The sequence below is a fragment of the Glutamicibacter sp. BW78 genome (assembly GCF_002332245.1).
GTDB classification, from domain to species: Bacteria; Actinomycetota; Actinomycetes; order Actinomycetales; family Micrococcaceae; genus Arthrobacter_H; species Arthrobacter_H rhombi_A.
Genome location: NZ_NRGU01000032.1, coordinates 106,525 through 129,457 on the forward strand (window position 1 = coordinate 106,525; position 22,933 = coordinate 129,457).

The window sequence follows — 22,933 nt, forward strand, 5'->3', positions numbered from 1 at the left end:
ATGAACGACGACGGTTTCGACCCGGTGATTCATCCTCTGGCACGACTGCGGATCTGTGCACTGTTGGATCCGGTCCATCATGAGGCCTTCGCGACGGTCCGGGGCCTGCTCGGATTCACCGACTCGACGCTGAGCAAGCACATCCGAGTGCTGATCGACGCCGGTTACCTCGAACCGACGAACGCCGGACGCTCGGGACGCCGTCCCGTCACCCTCGCCATGACTCGAGCGGGCCGAGAGTCCTTTCACCGCCACATCGAAGCACTCAACCAGTTAGCCGGAACACCGAAGGAGACCAACCCATGACAGGAACCACCACACCAGCCCCGGTCCGTCGAACCCCCGCCGGATTACTCGGTCGCGCCGGCGCCAGCGGAGCCGCGGTCGGGCTCTGGTACGCACTGCCAGACTATGTGGACCGCCGCAGCTCGCGCGTTCTTGCCAAGCTGGGAATCCTTGCGGCGGCGGGTGTCTTCTTCGCCCGCCGACAGGATCCGAATTCAGTACCGACTGCGCCGTTGGCAGGGGGAATGCCGCCGGGGCGCGGCTCCGGGCATCGGGATACTGCCTATGGGTACTCCGCCGACAAGACGGCAGGAGCCAGGGCTCGGCTCATGAGCCCGAGCCCCGGGCTACTGATCGGACTGGGTGCCACGGTCCTGGTGGCGGGCGTTGGTGCGAACGTTGCCACCGAACGGTGGATCCACCGGTTCGGGAACCGTTTGGCCCGGAAGGGGACGCTTCTTCCCCACACCGCGATCGGCCTGGTGGCAGGAAGCCTGACAGTTCTGGCCGGTTTTGACGAATTGCCAGACCGGCAGCGGATCGACCGTCCAGAAAACACCGCCTGACATGGACGTAGACGTGAAGGCCATGGCCCTCAACGTGGTCATCCCCAATGACCTGCGATGGACCGATGTCCGACGCGGAGAAGAGTTCGAGCTGCAGACGCTGACCATCCGTTTGCTGCCCGATGGTGGGTTGGCAGCCAAGGCCTACGGCAAACCCGTTGAGGGGGGACGCGGCACCTACGTTTCCTTTCCCGTGCGTGATGAGCCGGGTATCCGCGAACTCATTGACGCGGCGGCACGTCGTGGTGGCGCATTGTGGGCGCAACACCGCGGCTGGGGAGCTTGACGACCAGCCCGCGCACTGGTTGACGGCTCATTTCCGGTTCTCCAAATTTGCTCCAAATCAAAATTTGGATTTGGAGCAAATTTGAAATTGACGATGGATACAGCAGTGGCCCGGCGGAAAACCGCCGGGCCACTGCTCAGGATGCGCTAACCTATCAGAATTACTCCGGCAGGGCGCGCACGTGGGCGGCGCAGTCCTTCTCGGACTACGATGAACCCGGTCTCCTCGCAGAGGCAACGCACAGGGCACTTATGTGGTCGTTGAAGACACGGCGCAAAAGAAGTCGCTTGCCCCTGGGCAAGCGTGCTCTACTTCCAGTTTGCGGTGTTGGGGTCGATGCCGTGGTCCCGGGCGTTGGCGTCGATGCTTTGACGGAACCATGCCGCAAGACCGGCGCGGACGCCGTCGTAGTGAGCAGCGAATGCCGGATCGGACTCATACATGCGACCGAGACAGACCTGCATCTGCCGGGTGAGGGGAAAGTATGAGGCCGTGAACACCGCGCGGTGACGCTCGACGAGTTGCTGCGCTTCCGGACTGCCGGGTCTGAAACCTGCCCCCATTGCCTCCCCCAGGGAACGATCGAGGTCGGCCATGGTATCGGCGATGGATTGCCATTCAGCCGGACTACGGGAGGCTGATTGCTCGGCATACTGCTGCCATTGGGGAGTGCCTTCGTAGCGTTGGTGTGCTTGAGCCGACCAGTCCGGGTTCCACCGCGGACCGAAAATCGCCGTCTGCTCCTGGACGGTCAGCAGCAGACCGTGCTCGTGGGCGTCGATCATCCGATCCAGCCCGGCACCGAGCTGCTGCAGATGCTCGATCCGGTCGGCGACCTGCTGGCGTTGGGTCCGCAAGGCTTCTGGCACGTCCGTATCCGCGTCGTCCAGGATGGCCCGGATCCGTTCCAGGCCGAGGCCGAGTTCACGGTAGACGGTAATTCTGTGGAGGCGCTCCAGATCACCGGCGGTGTAGAGCCGATATCCGGTAGCCGTACTGAGCGAGGACCGTGCCAGGCCGATGTCATCCCAGTGGTGTAGCGCGCGGATGGTCACGCCCAGTCGCGTTGAGACCTGACCGACGGTCAGGCCATCGGCAGAAGTTCCATCAGGCATGCTCACGATTGTCCTCGGGACGGCCATCCGGTGGGGTGATCCCGATACCTTCAAGATTTCGTGCCTCCTGGCTGGCTGGGTCAAAGGGTTTGGCCGCGGTGAAGACGATCCGGGCGTTTTCTGGGGTGATCACCTCGACATCACGAGTGTTCCATGGGGTATCCCATGGTCCTTCGACCGATTCCGGCCGCAATGCGCGGCAGGCCTCGACCAGGGCATCGACCTGGCTGAGGACGCCCGCGAAGCTGAAGCTCATGGCGGGTGCCTGGTCCGGAATGCTCTGCGCATGGACGAGAAGCACGTCCTGGAAAGCCCAGCGGCGGAGGTGCACCAGCGTGCCGGGGATGCTGAAGAGTTCGAAGAACCCGAGCCCACGAATCCAGAAATTCACGGACTCCTCCAAATCGCCCGACGGAATCGTGACGAAGGCGGGCATCCCATAGATGCCGCGGAAGGGTTCCGGCGGCACCGCATCCGGTGTGGGCACGGGCACGGGGCTGATGTCGAATGCGTTGTAGTAGTCGCTCATGTACCCCAGCCTCCGGCCTCACACTACGTGAGGGTCAAGCCGGGGCCACCGCTCACGCCCGGCGGCAAGGCTGCCATCCCATCCGTCTACGTGGGCGCGATTCCTAACTGGTCGTACCCGGCCCCGCCGAAGCCGCGGTCCCGATGCGCCTGGATGATCCGCTTTGCCGCAGCCTCTCCACCGACCACCAAGGACACGATACGGACAGCCTCGTCAGCCGACATCTGTTCCGGGACGAAGGCTGCATCCAGGGCCGGGTGATCCAGATGGTTCGGATCCGGGCGGGGTAGGAGCAGCTGACCATTAGCCCGGTCGAGGATGGCGCCCAGCACGAGATTCAGCACCACACGATCACGTCCGTGCAGCATGAGGCGGCTGACTTCAGCGTCGAAGGGTTCATCGTCCTGATACTGGACACAGAGGACCAACGTGTGGAGTCGGTCTTCGAGGGCCGAGACCCTGGCCTCCAAATCGGCGATTCGTTGTTCCGCGGCTGGTGACATGGTGGCTCCTTTACTCTCGGCCCCGGTTCCGGAAGCGCTGTGTGGCAGGACACCCGTGGCCCGGCGGAAAACCGCCGGGCCACAGGTGTCAATGAGCTAACCGATCAGAAGTACTTCGGCAGCGTGCCCTCGTGGGCGGTGCGCAGTTCCTCGAGGCTCGCGCTGAACTGGCCCTGGACCTCCAAGGAGTCCGAGGACGCGTCGACGATGCCCAGCCGGACCACCGGGAAATCCCGGGCGGTGGTCATGTCCTTGAAACGGACCTCTTCGGAGCGCGGCACGGCCACGATGGCGCGGGCCTGGGACTCGGAGAACAACGCGGTGAACGCGTCGACGCCGTCGCGGTCGCACAGATCCTGCAGGGCCACCCGGGCGCCGACCCCGTAGCGCAGCGACATCTCCACCAGCCCTGCCGCGAGGCCGCCTTCGGAGAGGTCGTGGGCCGCGTCGATCATGCCATCACGTGAGGCATTGACCAGCAGGTCTCCGAGTAGCTTCTCGGCGGCCAGATCCACCTTCGGCGGCAGGCCGCCCAGATGCCCGCGCAGGTTCGCGAACTCCGAACCATCCAGCTCATCCGCCGTCGTACCCATCAGGTAGATGGCCTGCCCGTCGGCGCTGGAGTGCCAGCCCGAGGGGGTGCGGCGGGCGACGTCGTCGAACTTGCCCAAGACGGCGACCACCGGGGAGGGGTGGATCGGGGTGGTGCCTGTCTGGTTGTAGAGCGAGACGTTGCCGCCGGTGACCGGGATGCCCAATTCCATGCAGGCATCGGAGAGCCCGCGAATGGACTCGGCCAACTGCCACATCACGTCGGGGTCCTCGGGGGAACCGAAGTTCAGGCAGTCCGAAACGGCCAGCGGCACGGCACCGGTCGTGGCCACGTTGCGGAACGCCTCCGCCAGGGCCAGCTGGGAACCGTGGTACGGGTCCAGGTAGGCGTAGCGGCCGTTGGCGTCGGTGGCCAGGGCGACGCCCATTCCGGTTTCCTCATCCACCCGGACCACGCCGGCGTCATCGGGGGAAGCCAGCGCCGTGTTCCCGCCGACGTAGCGGTCGAACTGGTTGGTGATCCAGGACTTATCGCACATATTCGGTGAGGCGACCAGTTCCAGGACTGCGTCCTTGAGCTCCTCGCCCAGGCTCGGCAGGGTGACCCCCGCCGGGGAGGCCTTGAACGTATCGGCCTGCAGGGCATCCTGCCAGTCGGGGCGGGCATAGGGGCGATCGTAGACCGGGCCGTCGTGGGCGACGGTGCGCGGATCCACGTCGACGATGACCTCGTCGTCCCAGGTGATGACCAGCCGTTCGGTGTCGGTGACCTCGCCGAGCCAGGAGTATTCCACGGCCCATTTATCCATGACCGCTTCGAAGGCCTCGAGGTTTTGCGGGGAGACCACGGCCATCATGCGTTCCTGGGACTCAGACATCAGGATCTCGCCCGGGGTCAGCGTCGGATCACGCAGCAGCACGTTGGTCAGTTCGACCCGCATGCCGCCGTCGCCGTTGGAGGCCAGCTCACTGGTGGCGCAGGAGATGCCCGCGGCGCCCAGATCCTGGATGCCCTCGACGAGGGAGGCCTTGAACAGTTCAAGACAGCATTCGATGAGCACCTTTTCGGCGAAGGGGTCACCGACCTGGACCGCGGGGCGCTTGGAGGGTTTGGTCGCATCGAAGGACTCGGAGGCCAGCACCGAGGCGCCGCCGATACCGTCGCCACCGGTGCGGGCGCCGAACAGGACGACCTTATTGCCCTTCCCGGAGGCGTTGGCCAGACGGATGTCCTCGTGGCGCATGACGCCTACTGCCAGCGCGTTCACCAGCGGGTTGCCCTGGTATACCGGGTCGAAGACCATTTCGCCGCCGATGTTCGGCAGCCCCAGCGAGTTGCCGTAGCCGCCGATCCCGGCGACGGCGCCGTGCATGACGCGGGCGGTATCGGGGTGGTCGATGGCCCCGAAGCGCAGCGGGTCCATGACCGCCACCGGGCGGGCGCCCATGGAGATGATGTCGCGGACGATCCCGCCGATGCCGGTGGCCGCCCCCTGGTAGGGCTCCACGAAGGAGGGGGAATTATGCGATTCGATCTTGAAGGTGACGGCCCAGCCATCACCGAGGTTCGTGACCCCGGCGTTCTCGCCGATGCCCACGAGCAGGTCCTTCTTCATCTCCTCGGTCACCTTCTCGCCGAATTGGCGCAGGTGGTTCTTGGATGACTTATACGAGCAGTGCTCGGACCACATGACCGAGTACATGGCCAGTTCAGCACCGGTGGGGCGGCGGCCCAAAACCTTCACGACGTCGTCGTACTCGTTCTGCTTCAGGCCCAGTTCGGCCCAGGGCAGCTCGGTTTCGGGGGTGACCGCGGCGTTCTCGACGGTGTCGATGTTGAATTTCTGGCTCATTTGGTGCCTCCCACCAGGGTGCTCAGGACGGAGGAGAAGAAGCCCAGGCCGTCGGTTCCGGTGTGCGCGCCGGCGGCGGTCGTCGGGCCGAAGCCGGCCTCGACCGCATGTTCGGGGTGTGGCATGAGCCCGACGACGTTGCCTGCGGCATTGGTGATGCCGGCGATATCGCGGCGTGAGCCGTTGGGGTTCCAGCCGATGTAGCGCAGTGCGACGCGCCCCTCGGCCTCGAGGGCGTCCAGGGTTTTTTCGTCGGCGACGTACTGGCCGTCCTGGTTCTTCAGGACCACGGTGATCTCCTCGCCGATGCCGTAGTGGTTGGTCCACGCGGTGTTGTTGTTCTCCACGCGCAGGACCTGGTCCCGGCAGAGGAACTTCAGGTGATCGTTCTTGATCATCGACCCGGGCAGCAGATGCGATTCGGTGAGGATCTGGAAGCCGTTGCAGATGCCCAGTACGGGCAGTTTGGCTTCCGAGTTCGCGGCGTCGATGATGCGGGACATCATCGGTGCGAAACGGGCGATGGCCCCGGCGCGCAGGTAGTCGCCGTAGGAGAAGCCGCCCGGGATGATGACGGCGTCGACGTTCTCCAGGGAGTCGTCTCCGTGCCAGAGTGCCACGGCTTCGGCTCCGGCCAGATGCACGGCACGGGCGGCATCGCGGTCATCGAGGGTGCCGGGGAAGGAAACGACGCCGATGCGCGCGCCGTTCAGTGCGGTGTCCGGCGTGCTGTAGTCGCCGATCAGGGGAAGTGAATCGTTGCTCATGCTTCGGCGACGACCTCGACGTTGACCACGTCTTCAATGACCGGGTTGGAGAGCAGGGTCTCGGCTGCGGTGCGGGCCTGGGCCAGGATCTGATCGGTCACCTCGCCGTCAACGGTCAGTTCGAAACGTTTGCCCTGACGGACTGACGAAAAAGCGTCGAAGCCCAAACGGGGCAGTGCGCCCACGATGGCCTTGCCCTGGGGGTCGAGGATCTCTGGTTTGGGCATGACGTCAACAACGATGCGGGGCATCCGGGGTCTCCTGTGCGCGAGGTGGATTGAGTACGCCTGCGGAGGTGCCGTCTCACGCCGGGCTGGAGGCGCTCCGCGAGCTTGCCCGATTAGTCTACCGGGTTCGACGGGGCCCGCGGCCCGGCGTGACGCACCCCACGATTCTGTCTCAGCGCTCACGGTTTCCGCCTAGGCTGGGCCCATGGATGAGCAGCGAAACAACGGTGGGAATTTCCCCGACTACGACGCCGCTGCGCGCTGCCCCTGCCTGTCGGGGGAGGTCTTCGGCGCCTGCTGCGGGCCGGTGCACGCCGACCGCAGGGCAGGGGGCCCCGGGGCGGCGACGGCCGAGGCGCTGATGCGTTCTCGCTACAGCGCCTTCGTCACCGGGGATCGTGCCTACCTGTTGGCCAGTTGGCATCCTTCGACCCGGCCGGCCAGCCTGATATTGGACCCGTCAATGATCTGGCGGCGGCTGGACATCGTGGACACGGTCGCCGGAGGGCCTTTCGATGACACGGGGATTGTCGAGTTCGCCGCGCATTACCGGCAGGACGGCGAACGGGGGGTCCAACGGGAACGAAGCACCTTCCTCCGCGTGGACGGGCGCTGGTTCTACACAGCCGCCGTGTCCTAGCGGTCCAAGGTGACCGTCCGCAGGTCCAGCCGACGCAGTACCCGATCCACAGCTTCAGGATCCGCCCCGGGTTCGCGGCGCATCGCCAGCACCTCGCGCCGAGCTGCGCCGAGGGCCTCGCGTTGGACTTGGTCCATGGCTGCGAGGGTCTTTTTGACGATGCGCGCCTTCTCCGGGTCGTCACCAAAATCGTGTTCGAGGATCTGGTGCAGGGAGGACATGCGGCGGGCCAGCTTCTCGCGCCGTTCGGGGGAGAGCTTCTGGGCCGCAGCCGACTGCCTCACGGTTTCCATGGCGACCTCCTCGGCCCGGACGGCAACGGCCCGTTCGGCCCGTTCGGCCTTGGCCCGGTCGTCGGGCAGTTTCAGATGCCGCATCAGGGTGGGCAGGGTCAGCCCCGGGCCCACCAGGGTGACCAGCAGGACGGCGCAGGCGCAGGTGATGATGAAGTTGCGCCCCGGGAAGGGGTCGCCGTTGTCCATCTCCAGGGGGAGCGCCAAGGCAAGTGCCAGGGTGGCCAGACCGCGCATGCCGCACCAACTGACCACGAGGACTTCCTTGAGCGAGCCGGGGACACTATTGCGTTTTTCCGTGCCACCGACCTTGTACATCAGCATCATCCAGCCGAAACGCACCAGCAGCACCGCGGCGCAAACGACCAGGATTCCGGGGATGAAGGCGATAATGCCTGCACCTTCGTCCTCGAACACATAGCGCATCTCGATGCCCAGCAGACCGAAGGCGACACCGGTGGTCAGCATCTCCACCACGTCCCAGAAAGAGTTGCGGGTCAGGCGTTCCGCGGAATCCTGGGGGCGGGCCCTCCGGCCCAGTTCCAGGGCGGTGACCACGACGGCGACGACGCCCGAGCAGTGGATCTCCTCGGCCAAGATGTAGACGGCAAAGGGGGCCACCAGGGTGGCAGCGGAGCGGGCGACCAGATCGGGGACGAAACGGTTCAGCGTTCCCACCACCCACGCCATGGCCAAACCCAGCAGGACAGCGCCGGCGGCGCCGAGGAGGAAACGCGGAATCACATCCCAGCCGACGTCCTGGCCACTGGCGGCTGCGGCCACTGCGGTTTGGAAGATCACGATGGCTGTGGCGTCGTTGAAGAGCCCCTCGGTCTGCAGCACGGTGGTCAGCCGGCGGGGCATGCTGACCTTGGCCGCAACGGCCTCGACGGCTACGGGGTCCGGCGGGGCGACGATGGCGCCCAACGCAATGGCTGCGGGCAAGCCCATGGAGGGGATCAACAGCCAGGTGGCACCGGCAACGATGGCCACGGTCACGGCGATGAGGAGTACCGCCAGCAGCACCAGTGAACGCCAGCGCAGTCGGAAGACGGCCCAGGAACTGCGTTGGGCCACCGCGTAGAGCAAGGGAGGGAGGAATAGCGGAAGGATCATCTCCGCGTTGATATGGATTTCCGGGATGAACGGCAGGTAGGCGACCAGCGCCGAGAAGACGAGCATCAGCACCGGGTAGGGCAATCTGATCCGCTCCCCGAGCCCGGCAACGAGCACCGTTCCGAACAGCAGGCCAACGAGCAGGATCAAGAATTCCATGGGTGAGTTCCTCCGGGAGCTATTCTTTCACGCCGTAGACCGGTCGGGTGCCTCGTCCTGTCGAGCGCTAGCACGGTGACTACCCGGGGGATGAGGGCCGCCAGCGGATCCCCTGGTCCTCACAACCTGTGAGGTCGGTGTTGTCCTCTTCGAGGCAGGAGGCGTCCACGATAGCCCGGTGGCCCACGGGTTCGCTCAAGTTGATCGTGGTTGGTGCCGGGCTCACCCCCAGGCAGGTGGAGTTCCCGTCCGGCAGGTCGGAGAGCAGACCGCGGATGAGGATGCGCTCGGGTTCATAGGCGACGTGTGGTCTTTCGACGGTGCCGGTAGTCCCTCCCGAGCATTCGAGCCGATAAACGTCCACGTCCAGGCTGGTGGAATCGGGGGTGACCTTCTGTGGGGTGCGCAGGTCCCAGTCTTCGGTGATCGAACCGGACGGCGCCGGTGCTGAACATCCGGCGAGCAGCAACGTTGCTGCGAGGAAAGCTGCCGCCATCCGTACCGGCCGCATCGCTGTGCGCCTCATGTATTTCCCGTCGTGGTTTGATCGTGCGGTTTCAGGGCCCGGGTCCAGCTGCCGGGAGTAGGTTGGTTCCATGACCGAGCAGCAGCCCTACGAGGTGATCCGTGGCTACGAGCATTTTGAGTTACGACACTACCCTGAACATCTTCTGGCCGAGGTCTCCGTTGAGGGCTCCTTCGAGGCAGCCGGAAACCAGGCCTTCCGTCACCTCTTTGCCTATATCAGCGGTGAAAATCGTTCGAATCAAGCGGTATCGATGACGGCGCCCGTCGTGCAATCCGAGGGTTCTCAACGCATCGCGATGACTGCACCGGTGGTGCAGGAACCCGTGGGGGCCCCGGAGCCGGGGCAGCAGGCGGGGACCCATCGCGTCGCCTTCGTGCTGCCGGAGGACTTCACGCTGGAATCGGCGCCTCAGCCAACCGACCCGGTGGTGACCCTGCGTGTGGTGGCCGAACGTGAGGCAGCGGTCATCCGATTCAGCGGGCGGTGGAGCCAGACTCGTTACCTGCAGCAGCTGGAACATTTGCGTTCGGCCTTGCCCGTAGCAGGACTTCTTGAAACGGGAGGGCCACGATTCGCCCGTTTCGACCCGCCGTACCGGCCCTGGTTCCTGCGGCGCAACGAGATCCTTGTGGACGTTTCCCGCGCGCGTGACTGAGGGAACCGGGATGATTACTGGTCGCCACTAGCGGTTCCACGCCCCAGCAACGCCTCAGCAGATTTCCATGCCGAGATCCTGCAGCCGTTCCCCAGGGCGAAAGCGCGTTGGACCGATGCCTCGTTCAAGGTGCCCTGCACGATGGCCGTCTGCGGCCCCGCCGATTCCTGCGTGCAGTCGGCGTCCTTCTTCGTCTTCTCGGTCAACACGATCTTGCCGGGGCCGTCGAGGAAGGTGCAGGCTGCTTCGGCCTGGGGGTGGTCGGTCCCCTTTCCGGGGACCCCTCCGACGCAGACCAACCGGTACCGGTGGGCAACCTCCTCACCATCGGAGGTGATCGTGATGGACAGATCGGCGTCCGTGCCCTCGGCGGGACCTGCCGGCTGTTCGGTGGGTTTTGGTGCCGAGGAGGGGCTGGAGACGGTACTGTCCGTCGGTTCGGCGTCGGGAGTTTCGGCTGCGCAGCCGGCGAGCAGCAGCAGCCCCACGGCAGCAGTTGCGACACGTGAGACGGTTCGTGTGGTCCAGCGGTTGGCGTGGTTCGTTTCCATCATGCACCCCCGGTAGCGGTTGGTCGGGCAATGGCCCTCACTGGTGAATCTGCCACTCCCGGCCGCCGGTGTCCACCGTTTGACGTTGCCGATTCATCTGCCGTTGCTGGGCGCGGGGTCCATTTCCGCTGCGGCGAAGAGGTCGTCGGCGATGTCCAACAGGCGCAGACGGAGTTCATTGGCCTGCTCGGCAAAGCGTTGTTGCAACCTCACATATTCGGCTTTCCCGGCGGTGGTTTCGATGCGGATCGGGGTGTAACCCCAGTCGCCCAGATCGTAGGGCGAAGCCCGCATATCCATGGTCCTGATGTCCCACGCCAGTTCGAAGGTGGCCAAGAGTAGTTCCCCGGGGACGGCTGCCGAGAGCTTATACGCCCATTTATAGAGGTCCATGTTGGCGTGTAGGCAGCCGGGCTGGTCCAGGGACGGCTGGTTCTCCCGTGTGGGCTGCTCTTCGTTCAGGGGCACCGCCTGCGGGGAATAGAAACGAAAAGCGTCAATATGGGTGCACCGAATGCGGTGGCCTTCGACGACCTGGTCGGTGCCGGCGGCGCCCAGACGCAGGGGCAGCTGGTCGTGACGTACCCCGTTCTGCTCCGATTGATAGACCATCGCCCATTCATGGAGGCCGAAGCAGGAGAAGCGGGCGGGGTTGGACGCGGCCCCGGCCAGGATCGAACGGGCGTGGGCAACGGTCCGGTGCCGGTCGGTCATGAACGCCGCAGCATCGAAGGTGACGCCTGCGCCGTGGGGGCGGTGGTACTTCCAGTGAAGCCGTTCGGCGGCAGCTTCGCCCCAGAGGACGACGCCGGTGCCGGGGTTCCAGCGTTGCAGCCGGCCGGGCTTCTCCGTGTAGTAGGTGAAGAGGAAGTCCTCCACCGGGTGTTTACGCTGGGTGGAACGCCGCTGCAGGAACGGGTCGGCGAAGTGGTGGACCCGGTCCCGGTGTGCCCGGGCGCGGGGGAGCCAGATGTCCTCGGTCAGGTGGGAAAGTTCGGCTGGCATGTTCCCATTATCGGGCCCAACATCCCGCGGGGCCGCATCGGCGGCGGAACCGGGGAGGGAATAGTTGGATAGGATGGCCTGTCCAGGGATTCCGGCGCCCCGGGCGCATCCGCGCTCGGCACGAGGCAGGGAGCCCGAGCCTGAGAGGAACAGATGGACCATAAGCGGTTGCCCATTGTGAAGGACACCACCGGTTTGGGGATGGGATACAAAATCGGTTGGTGGTTGCAATTCTTCGGCTACTTCTTCTTCGGCCCCGCAGATCAGCTGCCCCACCTGGATCCCCGGGAACGGTTGAAGCGCGAACGGGCGCGGCGGGTCTTACGGGCTCATCGCAAACACGGCACTGAAGCTCCACACGAAGTCATGCTGGTCGCCGGCTCCGACTGAACCAGCTGGGGGATCGGGGAGGAAAAGCCTGCGAGGCAAGGTTGTAGGATTGTCTGCATCCGACAAAATCGACCCCAGTGAGGAACCCCCATGCCCGCCTCGAGCCTCGAGCCGTTGCAACAGGAGTCCACTCCCTCGATCATCGCGCGCAAGATCCGCACCGCCATCGGCAACGGAGAATTCGAGCCCGGGTCGCAACTGGGCGAAGCTGATCTGGCCGGCCGGCTGGGCGTCAGCAGGGGCCCGCTCCGTGAAGCGATGCAGCGATTGACCCAGGAGGGTCTGCTGATCAGCATTCGCAACCGGGGGCTCTTCGTCGTGGAACCGACGCGTGAGGATATCGCCGATATCTACCTCACCCGCACCGCGGTCGAACGTGGCGCGGCACTGAAGATCATCGAAGTGGACCGGACGGGACATGAAGCGGGCGCCGAGCTGTTGGCCATCGTCGAGAAAATGGCTGCCCTGGGTCCCGGAAGCGATCCTGCCGAACTGAGTTTAATGGATATCTCCTTCCATGAGGCCATGGTTCGCCGGGCGTGCAGCAAACGGCTGACCCGGATCCACCGCACCCTGGTCACCGAAACACGGATGTGCCTGGCAGCGCTGGAACAGGCCGAGTATTCACTCCATGACCGGGTCGAGGAGCACCGGCATATCGCCGAGGCCATCCTGCAGTCAGATGTCCCGGCCCTGCACCGCGCACTGGCCGAACATATGGACAGTGCCATCGCCCAACTGCTCGAACCGCTGAGCGACGACACCACTGACACCTGAGGCGGCGGCCCCAAAAAGGGAGGGTGCGCGCCGCGGCGCACACCCTCCCTCTGCCGATCTGACGTCCTACTGGGCCATGGCCTTGCCGGCGTCGGCTTTGGTCCGGTTGGTCTGCACCCATTTCTTGGATGGCCAGCCGACCGAGGCGGGATCGCCGGGCAGCTCCTCGCCACGCAGTGACGCCTGGGAGGTCTCACGCATGCACAGGATGGCGATGAAGCCGATGACGCCGGCCAGCGACATGTAAATCCCCGGCACCAACACGTTTCCGGTGATATCAATCAACTCGTTGGTCAGCGTCTGCGAGGGGCCCGCAATGAACGCCACGGAGAAGTTGTAGCCGATCGCGAAACCGGTATAGCGCACGTTGGTGGGGAACAGCGCCGGCAGGGTGGAGGACACCGAGGAGACCAGGATGACCAACAGGGCACCCAAGACGGCCAGACCGATGAACTGCAGGAAGAGGTTGTCGATGCCCAGCAGCACCATCGCCGGAACGGCCAAGAGAATATAGCCGCCGGCAGCGGTCAGGAGCAGGGGCTTGCGTCCGACCCGGTCCGAGAGGCTGCCCATGAACGGGATCACCACCAGCATGACGACCATGATCGCCACCAACATCCAGTTGCCCTGAGCGGTGCTGTGCCCCAACTGTTCGGACATATAGGTGGGCATGTAGCCGAGGATCAAGTAGAAGGCGACGTTGAGCAGGACGACGAATCCGCCCAGGATGAGCACTTCGCGCCACTGGGTGCGCAGGGTGTGGCGGATCGGGGTCTTGGAGGTTTCCTGGCTATCCGAGGCTTCGGAGAAGACTGCCGCTTCGCCCAGCTTCGTCCGGATGTACAGGGCGGTCAGCCCCAGGGGGATGGTCATCAGGAACGGCAGACGCCACCAGCCGGCGAGCATCCCGTCGTCACCGACGATCGTGATCAGCGCGGTGCAGACCGTGGCCGAGAGGATGAAGCCCACCATCGTGCCGAACTCCAGGAACGAGCCCAGGAAACCGCGGCGCTGGTCGGGAGCACATTCGGCCATGTAGACGGCGGCGCCACCATATTCGCCGCCGGCCGAGAAGCCCTGGACCATGCGGCAAAGCAACAGCAGCAGCGGAGCCGCCAAACCGATCGTCTGAATGGTGGGCAGCAGGCCGATGACGCCGGTGGCAGTGGTCATCATCAACACCGTCAGGACCATGACCTTCTGCCGGCCGAATTTATCTCCCAGCGGGCCCAGGATCAGGCCGCCCAAGGGGCGGACCAGGAAGGACATCGCCAAGGTGGCCAGGGCGAGGGTGACGCCGAGTCCGCCGTCGCCCTCCTCGGAGCCGAAGAAGTTCACTGCCATGTAAATGGTGAGGTAACCGTAGACGCCGTAGTCGAACCACTCGACCGCGTTGCCGAGGGCCGAACCCAAGATGGAGCGGTGCAGGCTGTCCTTGGCTTCTTGCGTCTGGGGTTCGGCGCCCGGGGCGTTCGGATCCTCCATCGTGATCGCTCCGGATGATCCCTGGGGTTGTTCGCTCATGATCGTTCGCCTTTCGGCCGTCGGTGGGCTAGGCGCCGGATGCGCCGTTATCGGGGTTCAGCAAGGTGGATATCAGCATGCCATATGCGCGGGTTGCTGCGATAACTTCGGATACGCGAACCGACTCGTTCGGTTGGTGCGCCTCCTCGTTGAGCTCGCCGGGCCCCAGCACGATGCTCGGGATCCCCAGGTCGCGGGAAATGAATCCGCCGTCACAGGAAGCGGTCCAGCCCGAGACGCGGGTCTGCACGCCGGCCTCGGCCAGTGCGGCGAGGGCCGCGGTGACCAGGGGGTGGTCGGGCTCGGTGCGGAACCCCGGCATTTCCATGGTGGTGCGCAGCTGAACGGAAATCCCGTCCCCGGTGATACCTGCGGCATCGATGCGGGAGAGCAGGTCTTCGCGGATGGAGGTGGTGTCCTCACCGGGCATGAGTCGACGGTCAAACCATAGATGGGCTTCGGGGGCGACCATCGAGGTGCCGCGGCCGCCGGAAACCATTCCGGTGTTCCAGGTGGCGTACCCCAGCAGCGGATCGTTCTCGGCCCGCAGGCGCTCCTGGTCTGTGGTCACCAGGTTGCAGATCCGTACCGCCGCGTCGATCGCGTTACGTCCGTCGCTCGGGCGGCCCGAATGGGCGGCCTGCCCCGTCACCTCGACCTCCAGATAGGAATCCCCGCGGCAGGCGATGACCGTTTCCAGATCGGTCGGTTCGGCGACCACACAGCCCAGATATGGGTGGTCCAGCCCGTCGGCGACCAGAGCCCGGATCCCCGCCCCGGTCTCCTCTTCGTCGACCAGACAGGCCAAGGTGACCGGTCCCGAAAGCTGGGTTCCGGCGTCGTGCAGCATGGTCATGGAGGTCAGGATGGCCGCCAGTCCGCCCTTCATGTCGGTGGCACCACGACCGAAGAGACGGCCGTCGGCCACATAGGCGTCGAAGGGATCACGGTCCCATCCGTCGCCGACGGGGACGACGTCGGAATGCCCCAGAAAGAGCAGCCCCGGCCCCTGCCCGCCGGGCAGGGTGATGAACACATTGGGTCGACCGGGTTCGACCTCACGGGTGGTGACCTGAAGTCCTCGTCGCCGCGCTTCGGCGACGAGGACGTCCACGGTGGCCTGTTCGGTTCCCCCGGGGTTGACCCCGCCGGCGTTGACCAGCTCGATCGTCAGGGCAGTGAGAACCGAGGTGTCGACCTGCCACGCGGTGGCGCCGGTCGCCGTCTCTGCCATTCAGCCACGTCCCGGGGCGGACGTGGAACTGGTGGCCGCGGCCTCGGGTTGCCGTGTCTCTTCCAGGGCCAGGTCCAGGGCGGTGACCAGGCGTTGGACGCCGGCATCGGTGCGCTCCGGTCCGGTGGAGGCGAAGCAGAGCCGGAACGCCGAGGCGAAGCGACCCCCGGCTGACAGGGCAGGGCCGGGGATGAAGGCCACGCCTTCGGCCAGGGCGATCTCGAACAGCCGGCGGGTATCCACTGCAGCATCCTCCCCGATCAGCGTGACCCAGAGGAAGAAGCCGCCATCCGGATGGGTGGTGCGGATCCGCCCGCCCAAATGCTTCTCCAGGCTGGCCTGCATGGCGTCACGCCGGGCATGGTATTCCCCGCGCAGGAACGTCAAATGCTCATCGAGGATCCCTCGGACCAGATATTCAGCCACCATATGTTGGGCCGGGACGTTGGTGCAGGTGTCCATCGCCTGCTTGGCGTTGATGATGAGCTGCTGGAGCGACGGGTCGGCGTCGATCCAGCCCACCCGCAGGCCCGGAGCCAGGATCTTGGAGAAGGTCCTGACCGAGAACACCAGCGGATCATTCTCGCTGAGCTGGCGGAACCCGGGCAGGTCCTCACCGGCGAAACGCAGCAGCCCGTAGGGGTCGTCGTCGATGATGACCGCACCCCATCGGCGGGCCAGAGCGATGAGACGTTCACGGCGTTCCAGCGACAGCGTGGTGCCCGAAGGGTTCTGGAAGTTCGGGATCGTGTAGATCGCCTTGGGGGTACGGCCCGCGGCGTCGACGAGGCGTTCGAGTTCATCGACATCCATCCCGTCCTGATCCATTGGCACCTCGAGCAGTTCGGCGCCGTAGCTCAGGGCGGTGGCCGAACCGTTGGTGTAGGTCGGAGATTCGACGATGACCAGATCGCCCGGGTCGACAAAGAGTTTGCAGGCGATATCCAGGCCTTGCATGCCTCCCGAGGTGATGCTGATCCTTTCGGCGCTGGTGGGCTCCGCAGTGGTGGCCAGATAGTCCACGAGCGCCGTGATCAAACGGGGTTCGCCCTCGGAGGCGCCGTAGGTGAAGGAGGAGGCGTCGTGGACGCTGGAGGCGATCTCGGTGAACGTCTCCACCGGGACGAACTCGTCGGCCGGGGCGCCCATGGCGAAACGGATGACGTCGTGTTTCTGGGCTGCGAGCAACGACGTGCTCGAGTCGATGACGGAGCCCACGAGGTTCTCGGCGCGGCCGGCGAGCGGCAGGTTCACGGTGGTCATGGTGTCTCCTTCGTGGGGTGATCGGTGTCGCTGTCGTCCTCGAGGGATTCCAGCGGCGGGGTGGTGGGTCGGGCCGGATCGCTATCGGCGGCCTCGGCATTGCGTGCCACAATGTTCATCGAACCGGTCAGGGTGGACTCCTCCGGGGTGGTGAACCCGAAACGCGGGGTGGCCGGACGGCGCGGTTCGTTGGTCGGAGGAGTCATCCCGGGCAGGCCCGGTGCGTTCGAGACCGCGCGCTCGCCGGGGTTGCCCAAGAGGCTGATTGACTGCGCCGCCTCGTGCCCGGACCGGCCGGCGGGGACGAGTCCACGCGGGAAGGACGTAAAGGTCTCGACACCGCTATCGGTGACCCGGATGGCCTCGGAGACCTCATAGCCGTAACCGTCCATCCACATGCCACACATCAGGTGGAACGTCATGTTCTCGGCCAACAGCGTCTGATCCTCACTGCGTAGGGAGATGGTCCGCTCGCCCCAGTCCGGGGGATAGCCAACACCGATGGAGTAGCCGATCCTTGAAGCCTTCTCGTAACCGTATTCGAAGAGCGTGCGGTTGAAGACCTGCGAAAGTTCCTGCACCGGGGTCCCGGGCTGCACCGTTTCCAGCACCGCCGCCAACGCGTGGTCGGTGGCCTGAGACAAATGGGCCAGCTGAGCGGTGGGGGTGCCGGTCATGAAGGTTCTGGCCATGGGGACGTGGTAACGCTGGTAGGCCCCCGCCAGCTCCACGATCATCGCCTGATCCTTCTCGAGCGTCTCGTTGTTCCATGTCAGGTGCGGGGTATCGGCTGATTCCCCGGTGGGGAGCATCGGAACGATGGCCGTGTAGTCACCGCCGAACTCCTCGGTGCCACGGATCTGTGCGTTGGTGATCGCCGCGGCGACGTCGCATTGCCGGGCGCCGACTTCGATGGCGTCCTGGGCCGCGTGCATCGCCATGTTGGTGACCACCGCCGCCTGGCGCATCAGCTGGATCTCCGCCGGTGACTTGATCGCCCTGACCCAGTTGACCAGTTCGAAGCAGTCGACCAGCGTCCATTCGGGCAAGGCGTTGACCAGTGAACGGTAGCCCTTGGGGGAGAAGAAATGGGCGTCCATCTCCAACCCCACACAGCCTTTGGTGGCCGGCGCGATCAGATACCTGGCGCGCAAGGCGTAGGCGACCCAGTCGAAGGGGTGCAGGTGAGGGCGGTGCACGTAGCGTTCCGGATACCCCACGATATTGTCCGAATCCAGCCAGGTGGTGCGGAACGCCCCGTTGGCGTCCATCTCACGGGTGAACAGGATCATGTCCCCTTCCATGGGGACGAAGACCATTTGCGGGGTGTAGAACGACCAGGCGTTGTACCCCGTCAGGTAATAGATGTTCGCTGGATCGGTGACGATCAGCGCGCTGAGGCCCTGCTCTTGCATGCGCACCCGTGCCGCGGCCAATCGTGCGGCGTACTCTTCGGTTGAGAAGAGCATGGGGGCGAAGCCCGTTTGTACCATTCAAGCTCCTTAACTACCCATCGTAGATTGTCTACAATTCTAGGTTGTGGTTCAGGTCACTGGCAAGCATGACGCCTATCGGCGTGGCATGGCCATGTACTTGGTTTCGAGGAACTCCTCGATGCCGACCCGGCCGCCCTCGCGTCCAAGCCCCGAAGCCTTGATGCCGCCGAAAGGTGCTGCGGGGTTGGAGACGATGCCAGTGTTCAGTCCGACCATGCCCACTTCGAGGGCATCCCCGACACGGAAGGCCCGGTCCAGGTCCTGGGTGAAGAGGTATCCGGCCAGCCCCCAGGGGGTGTCGTTGGCCATGGCCACGACCTCGTCCTCGGTGTCGAAGGGGATCAGTGGGGCCACGGGACCGAAGATCTCCTCGGTCATCAGATGGGCCGAGGGGTCCACGCCGGTGAGCACCGTGGGGGAGTAGAAGTAGCCGGCGCCCTCGGGGCGGGAACCGCCGCACACCACACGGGCCCCCTTGGCCACGGCGTCATCCACCAGTTCCTGAACCTTCGTCAGCGCCTTCTCTTCGACCAGAGGGCCGACGTCGGTTCCGTCGATGGCGCCGTTACCCACGGTCAGTGCCCCCAATCGCCGGGCGAGCTTCGCGGCGAATTCCTCGGCGACGGAGGACTGCACGAAAATCCTGTTCGCCGCAGTGCAGGCTTCGCCCATATTGCGCATCTTCGCGGCGAACGCGCCCTCCACGGCACGGTCCAAGTCGGCGTCCTCAAAAACGATCAGCGGTGCGTTGCCGCCGAGCTCCATCGAGGAGCGCATGACGTTCTGGGCCGCCTGCTCCAGGAGCCGGATCCCGACCCCGGTGGAACCGGTGAAGCTGACCTTGCGGGCGATCCCCGATTCCATCCACGGGGTGACCACCTCGGAAGCTGATTTGGTGCACACCACGTTCAGCACCCCGTCGGGCAGACCCGCTTCGATCAGGATGTCCACCAGGGCCAGTGAGGACAACGGGGTCAGGTTGGCAGGTTTGAAAACCATGGTGCAGCCGGCGGCGATGGCCGGGCCGATCTTGCGGGTGCCCATCGCCAGCGGGAAGTTCCAGGGAGTGACCAGCACGCAAGGCCCGACCGGCTCCTTGGAGACCATGATCCGGTTGGCGCCGTCCCCGGTGACCATCTGGTCGCCGCCGATACGCACGGCTTCCTCGGAGAACCACCGGAAGAATTCGGCGGCGTAGGCGACCTCGCCGCGGGCCTCGGCCAACGGCTTACCCATTTCGGTGGTCATGACCAGGGCCAATTCGTCCTGCCGGGACATGATCAGGTCGTAGGCCCGGCGCAGGATCTCGCTGCGGACCCGTGGGGGCGTGGCCGCCCAGTCCTTTTGGGCGGCACCGGCTGCTTCGATGGCTCGCCGGGCGTCATCGGCGTTGCCGTTGGCCACCGTGGTGATCACTTCCTCGGTGGCCGGGTTCACCACGTCGAAGCGCCTCCCGGAGGCGGAGGGGACCCATTCACCGTTGATGAACAGGTCGGTGCTGATGCCCGAGACGGCACGACGGGCTGACTCGGCGACGGATGAGCTGGAGGTCTCGGTGGTCATGGGTGCTCCTTCGGGTGGGTGGTGGAACGGAGGTGGTCGGTGGCTGGTTGGGGGTCGAGCAGTTCGGCCAGATGCAGGCCGCGTCGGCCGGCGTCGAGCTGGGCGACCTGCATGGTGCAGGAGAAGCCGTCGGCCAGGACGGGGACCTCCGGCTCGCTGGCGGCCATGGCAGGAGCCAGAGCCAGATCGGCGACCTTCATGCTGACCTCGTAGTGATCGGCCTCGAAGCCGAAGTTCCCGGCGACCCCGCAACAACCGGTGGCATCGGTGACATTGGCGACACCCAGGGCTGCCAGGGCCCGGCGTTGGATGGCGGCACCGAAGACCGAGTATTCGTGGCAGTGCGTTTGCAAGACCACTGAGGCGGGGACGGGGGCGGCCGGGGCCGGAGTCCACCCGTCGGCGGCCAGGGCGGCGATATGCCCGGCGAAGCTCCGGACCCGGGCCGCGACCCGGCGGGCGGCGTCGGTGTGGACGAGTTCGGGCAGGTCCTTGGACAAGGCGGCGGCGCAACTGGGTTCGATGACGACAATTGGGCGTTCGGTTCCGTCGTCGAGGACGCGGGCCGCTTGGTTCAGCAGGCGGCGGGCCGTCCCCAACTGTCCGGTGGAGATATAGGTCAACCCGCAGCAGGCCTCGGCCGAGCAGGTGACCGGTTCCCCGGTGCCGACCATCACCCGGGCAGCGGCCCCGGCGACTTCGGGGCGGAAGCCGCGGGTGAAGGTGTCCACGAACAAGACGGCGCCCGCGGTGTCGCGACCCGCCACGGCGTCGTTCTCGGTGGCGGTAGCCCGTGGCGTCCGGGCCCCGGAACCGGCGAGGGTGCGCGGCGGCCCGACCCGCTGTCGCGGTGCGGCGGCCAGGGCCGCGTCGACCTCGCGGCGCCAGGCCGACCCGGAGGCGAAACGCGGCAACGCACGTTGGGTGGTCAACCCGCCGGCGGCGGAGACGAGCTTGCCCAGCGGTGAGCCCATGACGGCGTTGACCAGTGGGGCGACCCGTCCGGTGATCTTGAGCCATCGCGGCAGCCAGCCCAGCGAGAAGTGCGAGAGCGGGCGCATGCGCCCGGCGTAGTAGTGGGAGAAGAACTCGGATTTATAGGTGGCCATATCCACCCCGGTCGGGCAGTCGGTCGAGCAGGCCTTGCAGGACAGGCACAGGTCCAAGACCTCGCGGACCTCCTTGGATTTCCAGCCCTCTTCGACGGTCTTCGCGCCGCGGACCATATCCTGCAGTACGCGGGAGCGGCCGCGGGTGGAGTCCTTCTCGTCCCCGGTGGCCCGGTAGCTGGGGCACATCACCCCACCGGTGGCCGAACGGCAACGCCCGATGCCGATACAGCCCTGGACCGCGTGGACGAACGGATCGAGCCCATCCCCGGTTTTTCCCGAGGCGGGGGTCAGATCGAAGCTGGTCCGCCACTGGCGTTCGGGCACCCCGGCCAGCAGCAGATTCTCATCGAAGGCGTCGGGGCTGGTCATCACCCCGGGGTTCAACAACCCCGTCGGATCCCAGATGGCACGAAAGTCCTCGAAGGCAGTGAGCATCGCCGGGGAGTACATCAACGGCAGGAATTCCGAGCGGGCCCGGCCGTCACCGTGCTCCCCGGAGAGCGAGCCGCCATGGGAGACGACCAGCGCCGCTGCGGCCGCCGTAAATTCACGGAAGACCTTCCGGCCAGCGTCACTGCGCAGATCGTAGGTGATGCGCACATGCATGCAGCCGGCGCCGAAGTGCCCATACATGACCCCTTGGAGCCCATGGTCGGCCAGCAAGTCACGGAAGTCGGAGAGGTAGTCGGCCAATCGTGCCGGCGCGACGGCGGAGTCCTCCCAGCCGGGCCAGGATTCCCCGCCGGTGGACAGCCGGGCCGAGAGGCCGGCACCGTCCTCGCGGACCCGCCAGAGGGAGGCGCGTTCGACGGTGTCGGGGACCACCCGGCCATCGACCATCCGCCCGATGCCACGCAACTTTTCCAGCAGGTTCCCGGCCTGAGTCCGAACCGATTCCGGGTCGGTCCCGTCCAGGTCGATGTAGAGCCAGGCTTTGCCGTCGGGCAGGCCCGTGACGGAGTCCTCCCCGCGCCGGGACTTCATGGTGGCCACGATGGCGTCGTCGATCCCCTCGACGGCGGCCGGGGAGAACTCCAGGATGGTTTCAATATCGCGGGCGGCCTCGACGACGTCCGGGTAGCCGACACACAGCAGCAGCGCGCTCGCAGGTTTCTGCACCAGGGCCATCCGGGCGCGGACGACCAGACCGCAGGTCCCTTCCGAACCGACGAAGGCCCGGGCGATGTTGAACCCCTTTTCCGGCAGCAGATGCTCCAGGTGATAGCCGGAGACCTGACGCTGGATTTGCCCCAGATCGGTGCGGAACCCCGCAAGGTTCTCCTGCACCAGCGACTCAAGCGACTCCGTCATCGCGGCGGCATGGCGCACCGCGGCGACGTCGTTCGTGTTCGTGGCGCGGATCCCGGAAGCGGTGGCCGTGAGTCGGCGGCCCTCGACGGTGACCAGGTCGATCTCCACGACGTGGTCGCTGGTCCGCCCGTAGCGCACCGAGTGGTTCCCGCAGGCATCATTGCCGATGGCACCACCGACGGTGGCCCGGTTTTTCGAGGACGGATCGGGGGCGAAGGTGAGCCGGCCCGAGGTGTGGGCCTCGATGCGGGCCGAGAGCGTGGCCAGAACCATCCCCGGTTCCACGTCGACCCACAGGTTCTCCTCGTCGATCTCCAGGACGTCGTTGAAAAAGCGCGAGGTGTCGATCACCAGTCCCGGGCCCACAGCATTGCCGGCCATCGAGGTGCCGCCGCCACGGCCGGTGACCGGGGTACCGGTTTCGTGGCAGGCCTGGATGATTGCCGCCACCTGATCGGCGTCGTGCGGGAACACGACGCCGATCGGTTCCACCCGATAGTTGGAGGCGTCATAGGAGTACTCTGCCAACCGTCGCGGTGAGGTGTCGACCTCGATTCCCGCCTCGAGGAGGAGGGCCGTCACGGCCTGGGTGGTGGGTGGTGCCATCTGGGTCACGAGTGGTGGATTCCTCT

Annotated in this window: 22 protein-coding genes and 1 pseudogene; 7 read left to right on the forward strand and 16 right to left on the reverse strand. The window is 65.7% G+C overall.

The window, feature by feature from the left end:
• Genes CIK75_RS09160 through CIK75_RS09170 form a run of 3 tightly spaced genes read left to right on the forward strand, consistent with a single transcriptional unit; the run spans window position 1 to window position 1,137 of the window.
• Complete coding sequence (locus tag CIK75_RS09160) at window positions 1–306, forward strand: transcriptional regulator (RefSeq protein ID WP_096223804.1); 306 nt, start codon at window positions 1–3, stop codon at window positions 304–306.
• A complete protein-coding gene (locus tag CIK75_RS09165; protein WP_096223806.1) occupies window positions 303–851 on the forward strand; it encodes a hypothetical protein in 549 nt (182 codons plus the stop codon). Before CIK75_RS09160 ends, CIK75_RS09165 begins: the two co-directional genes overlap by 4 nt.
• A gap of 1 nt (window position 852) precedes the next feature.
• Complete coding sequence (locus CIK75_RS09170) at window positions 853–1,137, forward strand: hypothetical protein (RefSeq protein WP_096223807.1); 285 nt, start codon at window positions 853–855, stop codon at window positions 1,135–1,137.
• A gap of 308 nt (window positions 1,138–1,445) precedes the next feature.
• Here the strand turns inward: CIK75_RS09170 and CIK75_RS09175 are convergent, their stop codons facing one another.
• The 6 genes from CIK75_RS09175 to purS all read right to left on the reverse strand — a co-directional run bounded on the left by CIK75_RS09175 (window position 1,446) and on the right by purS (window position 6,707).
• Window positions 1,446–2,252 carry a MerR family transcriptional regulator gene (locus CIK75_RS09175; protein WP_096223808.1) on the reverse strand — a complete coding sequence of 269 codons (807 nt, stop codon included), beginning with the start codon at window positions 2,250–2,252 and terminating at the stop codon, window positions 1,446–1,448.
• On the reverse strand, window positions 2,245–2,781 hold the full coding sequence (locus CIK75_RS09180) for a VOC family protein (protein ID WP_096223809.1): 537 nt from the start codon (window positions 2,779–2,781) through the stop codon (window positions 2,245–2,247). The genes CIK75_RS09175 and CIK75_RS09180 overlap by 8 nt, the downstream gene beginning before the upstream one ends.
• 86 nt (window positions 2,782–2,867) lie before the next feature.
• Window positions 2,868–3,284: a hypothetical protein gene (locus tag CIK75_RS09185; protein WP_096223811.1), complete on the reverse strand. Its 417-nt coding sequence runs from the start codon at window positions 3,282–3,284 to the stop codon at window positions 2,868–2,870.
• A 104-nt stretch (window positions 3,285–3,388) separates the two neighbouring features.
• Entirely contained in the window at window positions 3,389–5,689 is a 2,301-nt protein-coding gene (purL, locus tag CIK75_RS09190; RefSeq protein ID WP_096223813.1) for a phosphoribosylformylglycinamidine synthase subunit PurL, read from the reverse strand.
• Window positions 5,686–6,456 (reverse strand): phosphoribosylformylglycinamidine synthase subunit PurQ, encoded by a 771-nt coding sequence (gene purQ / locus CIK75_RS09195; protein WP_096223815.1) that lies wholly within the window; start codon window positions 6,454–6,456, stop codon window positions 5,686–5,688. The genes purL and purQ overlap by 4 nt, the downstream gene beginning before the upstream one ends.
• A complete protein-coding gene (gene purS / locus CIK75_RS09200) occupies window positions 6,453–6,707 on the reverse strand; it encodes a phosphoribosylformylglycinamidine synthase subunit PurS (RefSeq protein ID WP_086999270.1) in 255 nt (84 codons plus the stop codon). The genes purQ and purS overlap by 4 nt, the downstream gene beginning before the upstream one ends.
• 181 nt (window positions 6,708–6,888) lie before the next feature.
• Here purS and CIK75_RS09205 point away from each other — a divergent pair, with 181 nt between their 5' ends.
• On the forward strand, window positions 6,889–7,323 hold the full coding sequence (locus tag CIK75_RS09205) for a YchJ family metal-binding protein (RefSeq protein ID WP_096223817.1): 435 nt from the start codon (window positions 6,889–6,891) through the stop codon (window positions 7,321–7,323).
• On the opposite strand, the gene CIK75_RS09210 is transcribed toward CIK75_RS09205, so the two are convergent.
• Both CIK75_RS09210 and CIK75_RS09215 read right to left on the reverse strand, forming a co-directional pair.
• Entirely contained in the window at window positions 7,320–8,891 is a 1,572-nt protein-coding gene (locus CIK75_RS09210; RefSeq protein WP_086999265.1) for a Na+/H+ antiporter, read from the reverse strand. The two genes, CIK75_RS09205 and CIK75_RS09210, sit on opposite strands and share 4 nt — an antisense overlap.
• 79 nt (window positions 8,892–8,970) lie before the next feature.
• Window positions 8,971–9,417 carry a hypothetical protein gene (locus tag CIK75_RS09215; RefSeq protein ID WP_143413304.1) on the reverse strand — a complete coding sequence of 149 codons (447 nt, stop codon included), beginning with the start codon at window positions 9,415–9,417 and terminating at the stop codon, window positions 8,971–8,973.
• A 70-nt stretch (window positions 9,418–9,487) separates the two neighbouring features.
• Here CIK75_RS09215 and CIK75_RS09220 point away from each other — a divergent pair, with 70 nt between their 5' ends.
• Window positions 9,488–10,075, forward strand: coding sequence for a heme-binding protein (locus CIK75_RS09220; protein ID WP_096223821.1), 588 nt, complete (start codon window positions 9,488–9,490; stop codon window positions 10,073–10,075).
• Window positions 10,076–10,089: 14 nt separating this feature from the next.
• On the opposite strand, the gene CIK75_RS09225 is transcribed toward CIK75_RS09220, so the two are convergent.
• Both CIK75_RS09225 and CIK75_RS09230 read right to left on the reverse strand, forming a co-directional pair.
• Entirely contained in the window at window positions 10,090–10,629 is a 540-nt protein-coding gene (locus CIK75_RS09225) for a hypothetical protein (RefSeq protein WP_143413306.1), read from the reverse strand.
• Between the two features lie 90 nt (window positions 10,630–10,719).
• Complete coding sequence (locus tag CIK75_RS09230; protein WP_096223825.1) at window positions 10,720–11,631, reverse strand: 3-methyladenine DNA glycosylase; 912 nt, start codon at window positions 11,629–11,631, stop codon at window positions 10,720–10,722.
• A gap of 153 nt (window positions 11,632–11,784) precedes the next feature.
• On the opposite strand from CIK75_RS09230, the gene CIK75_RS09235 reads away from it, so the two are divergent.
• Together CIK75_RS09235 and CIK75_RS09240 are read left to right on the forward strand one after the other, a co-directional pair.
• Window positions 11,785–12,021 carry a hypothetical protein gene (locus CIK75_RS09235; RefSeq protein WP_086999256.1) on the forward strand — a complete coding sequence of 79 codons (237 nt, stop codon included), beginning with the start codon at window positions 11,785–11,787 and terminating at the stop codon, window positions 12,019–12,021.
• Window positions 12,022–12,111: 90 nt separating this feature from the next.
• Window positions 12,112–12,798: a GntR family transcriptional regulator gene (locus tag CIK75_RS09240; RefSeq protein ID WP_096223827.1), complete on the forward strand. Its 687-nt coding sequence runs from the start codon at window positions 12,112–12,114 to the stop codon at window positions 12,796–12,798.
• A 66-nt stretch (window positions 12,799–12,864) separates the two neighbouring features.
• Here CIK75_RS09240 and CIK75_RS09245 read toward each other — a convergent pair whose 3' ends face one another.
• From CIK75_RS09245 to CIK75_RS09270, 6 genes and pseudogenes are all read right to left on the reverse strand, one after another.
• Window positions 12,865–14,322 (reverse strand): MFS transporter, encoded by a 1,458-nt coding sequence (locus CIK75_RS09245; protein WP_241895382.1) that lies wholly within the window; start codon window positions 14,320–14,322, stop codon window positions 12,865–12,867.
• Window positions 14,323–14,350: 28 nt separating this feature from the next.
• Entirely contained in the window at window positions 14,351–15,556 is a 1,206-nt protein-coding gene (locus tag CIK75_RS09250; protein WP_096223829.1) for a M20 family metallopeptidase, read from the reverse strand.
• Complete coding sequence (locus tag CIK75_RS09255; protein WP_096223831.1) at window positions 15,557–16,819, reverse strand: PLP-dependent aminotransferase family protein; 1,263 nt, start codon at window positions 16,817–16,819, stop codon at window positions 15,557–15,559. It lies immediately after the preceding gene.
• Between the two features lie 302 nt (window positions 16,820–17,121).
• Window positions 17,122–18,288: pseudogene (locus CIK75_RS09260) on the reverse strand (M24 family metallopeptidase); the annotation flags it as partial.
• 99 nt (window positions 18,289–18,387) lie between these two features.
• Window positions 18,388–19,878: an NAD-dependent succinate-semialdehyde dehydrogenase gene (locus CIK75_RS09265; protein WP_096223835.1), complete on the reverse strand. Its 1,491-nt coding sequence runs from the start codon at window positions 19,876–19,878 to the stop codon at window positions 18,388–18,390.
• The gene (locus CIK75_RS09270) at window positions 19,875–22,907 is read right to left on the reverse strand and encodes an FAD-binding and (Fe-S)-binding domain-containing protein (protein WP_096224044.1); all 3,033 of its coding nucleotides are present in this window, start codon (window positions 22,905–22,907) and stop codon (window positions 19,875–19,877) included. The genes CIK75_RS09265 and CIK75_RS09270 overlap by 4 nt, the downstream gene beginning before the upstream one ends.
• Window positions 22,908–22,933: the final 26 nt, after the last annotated feature.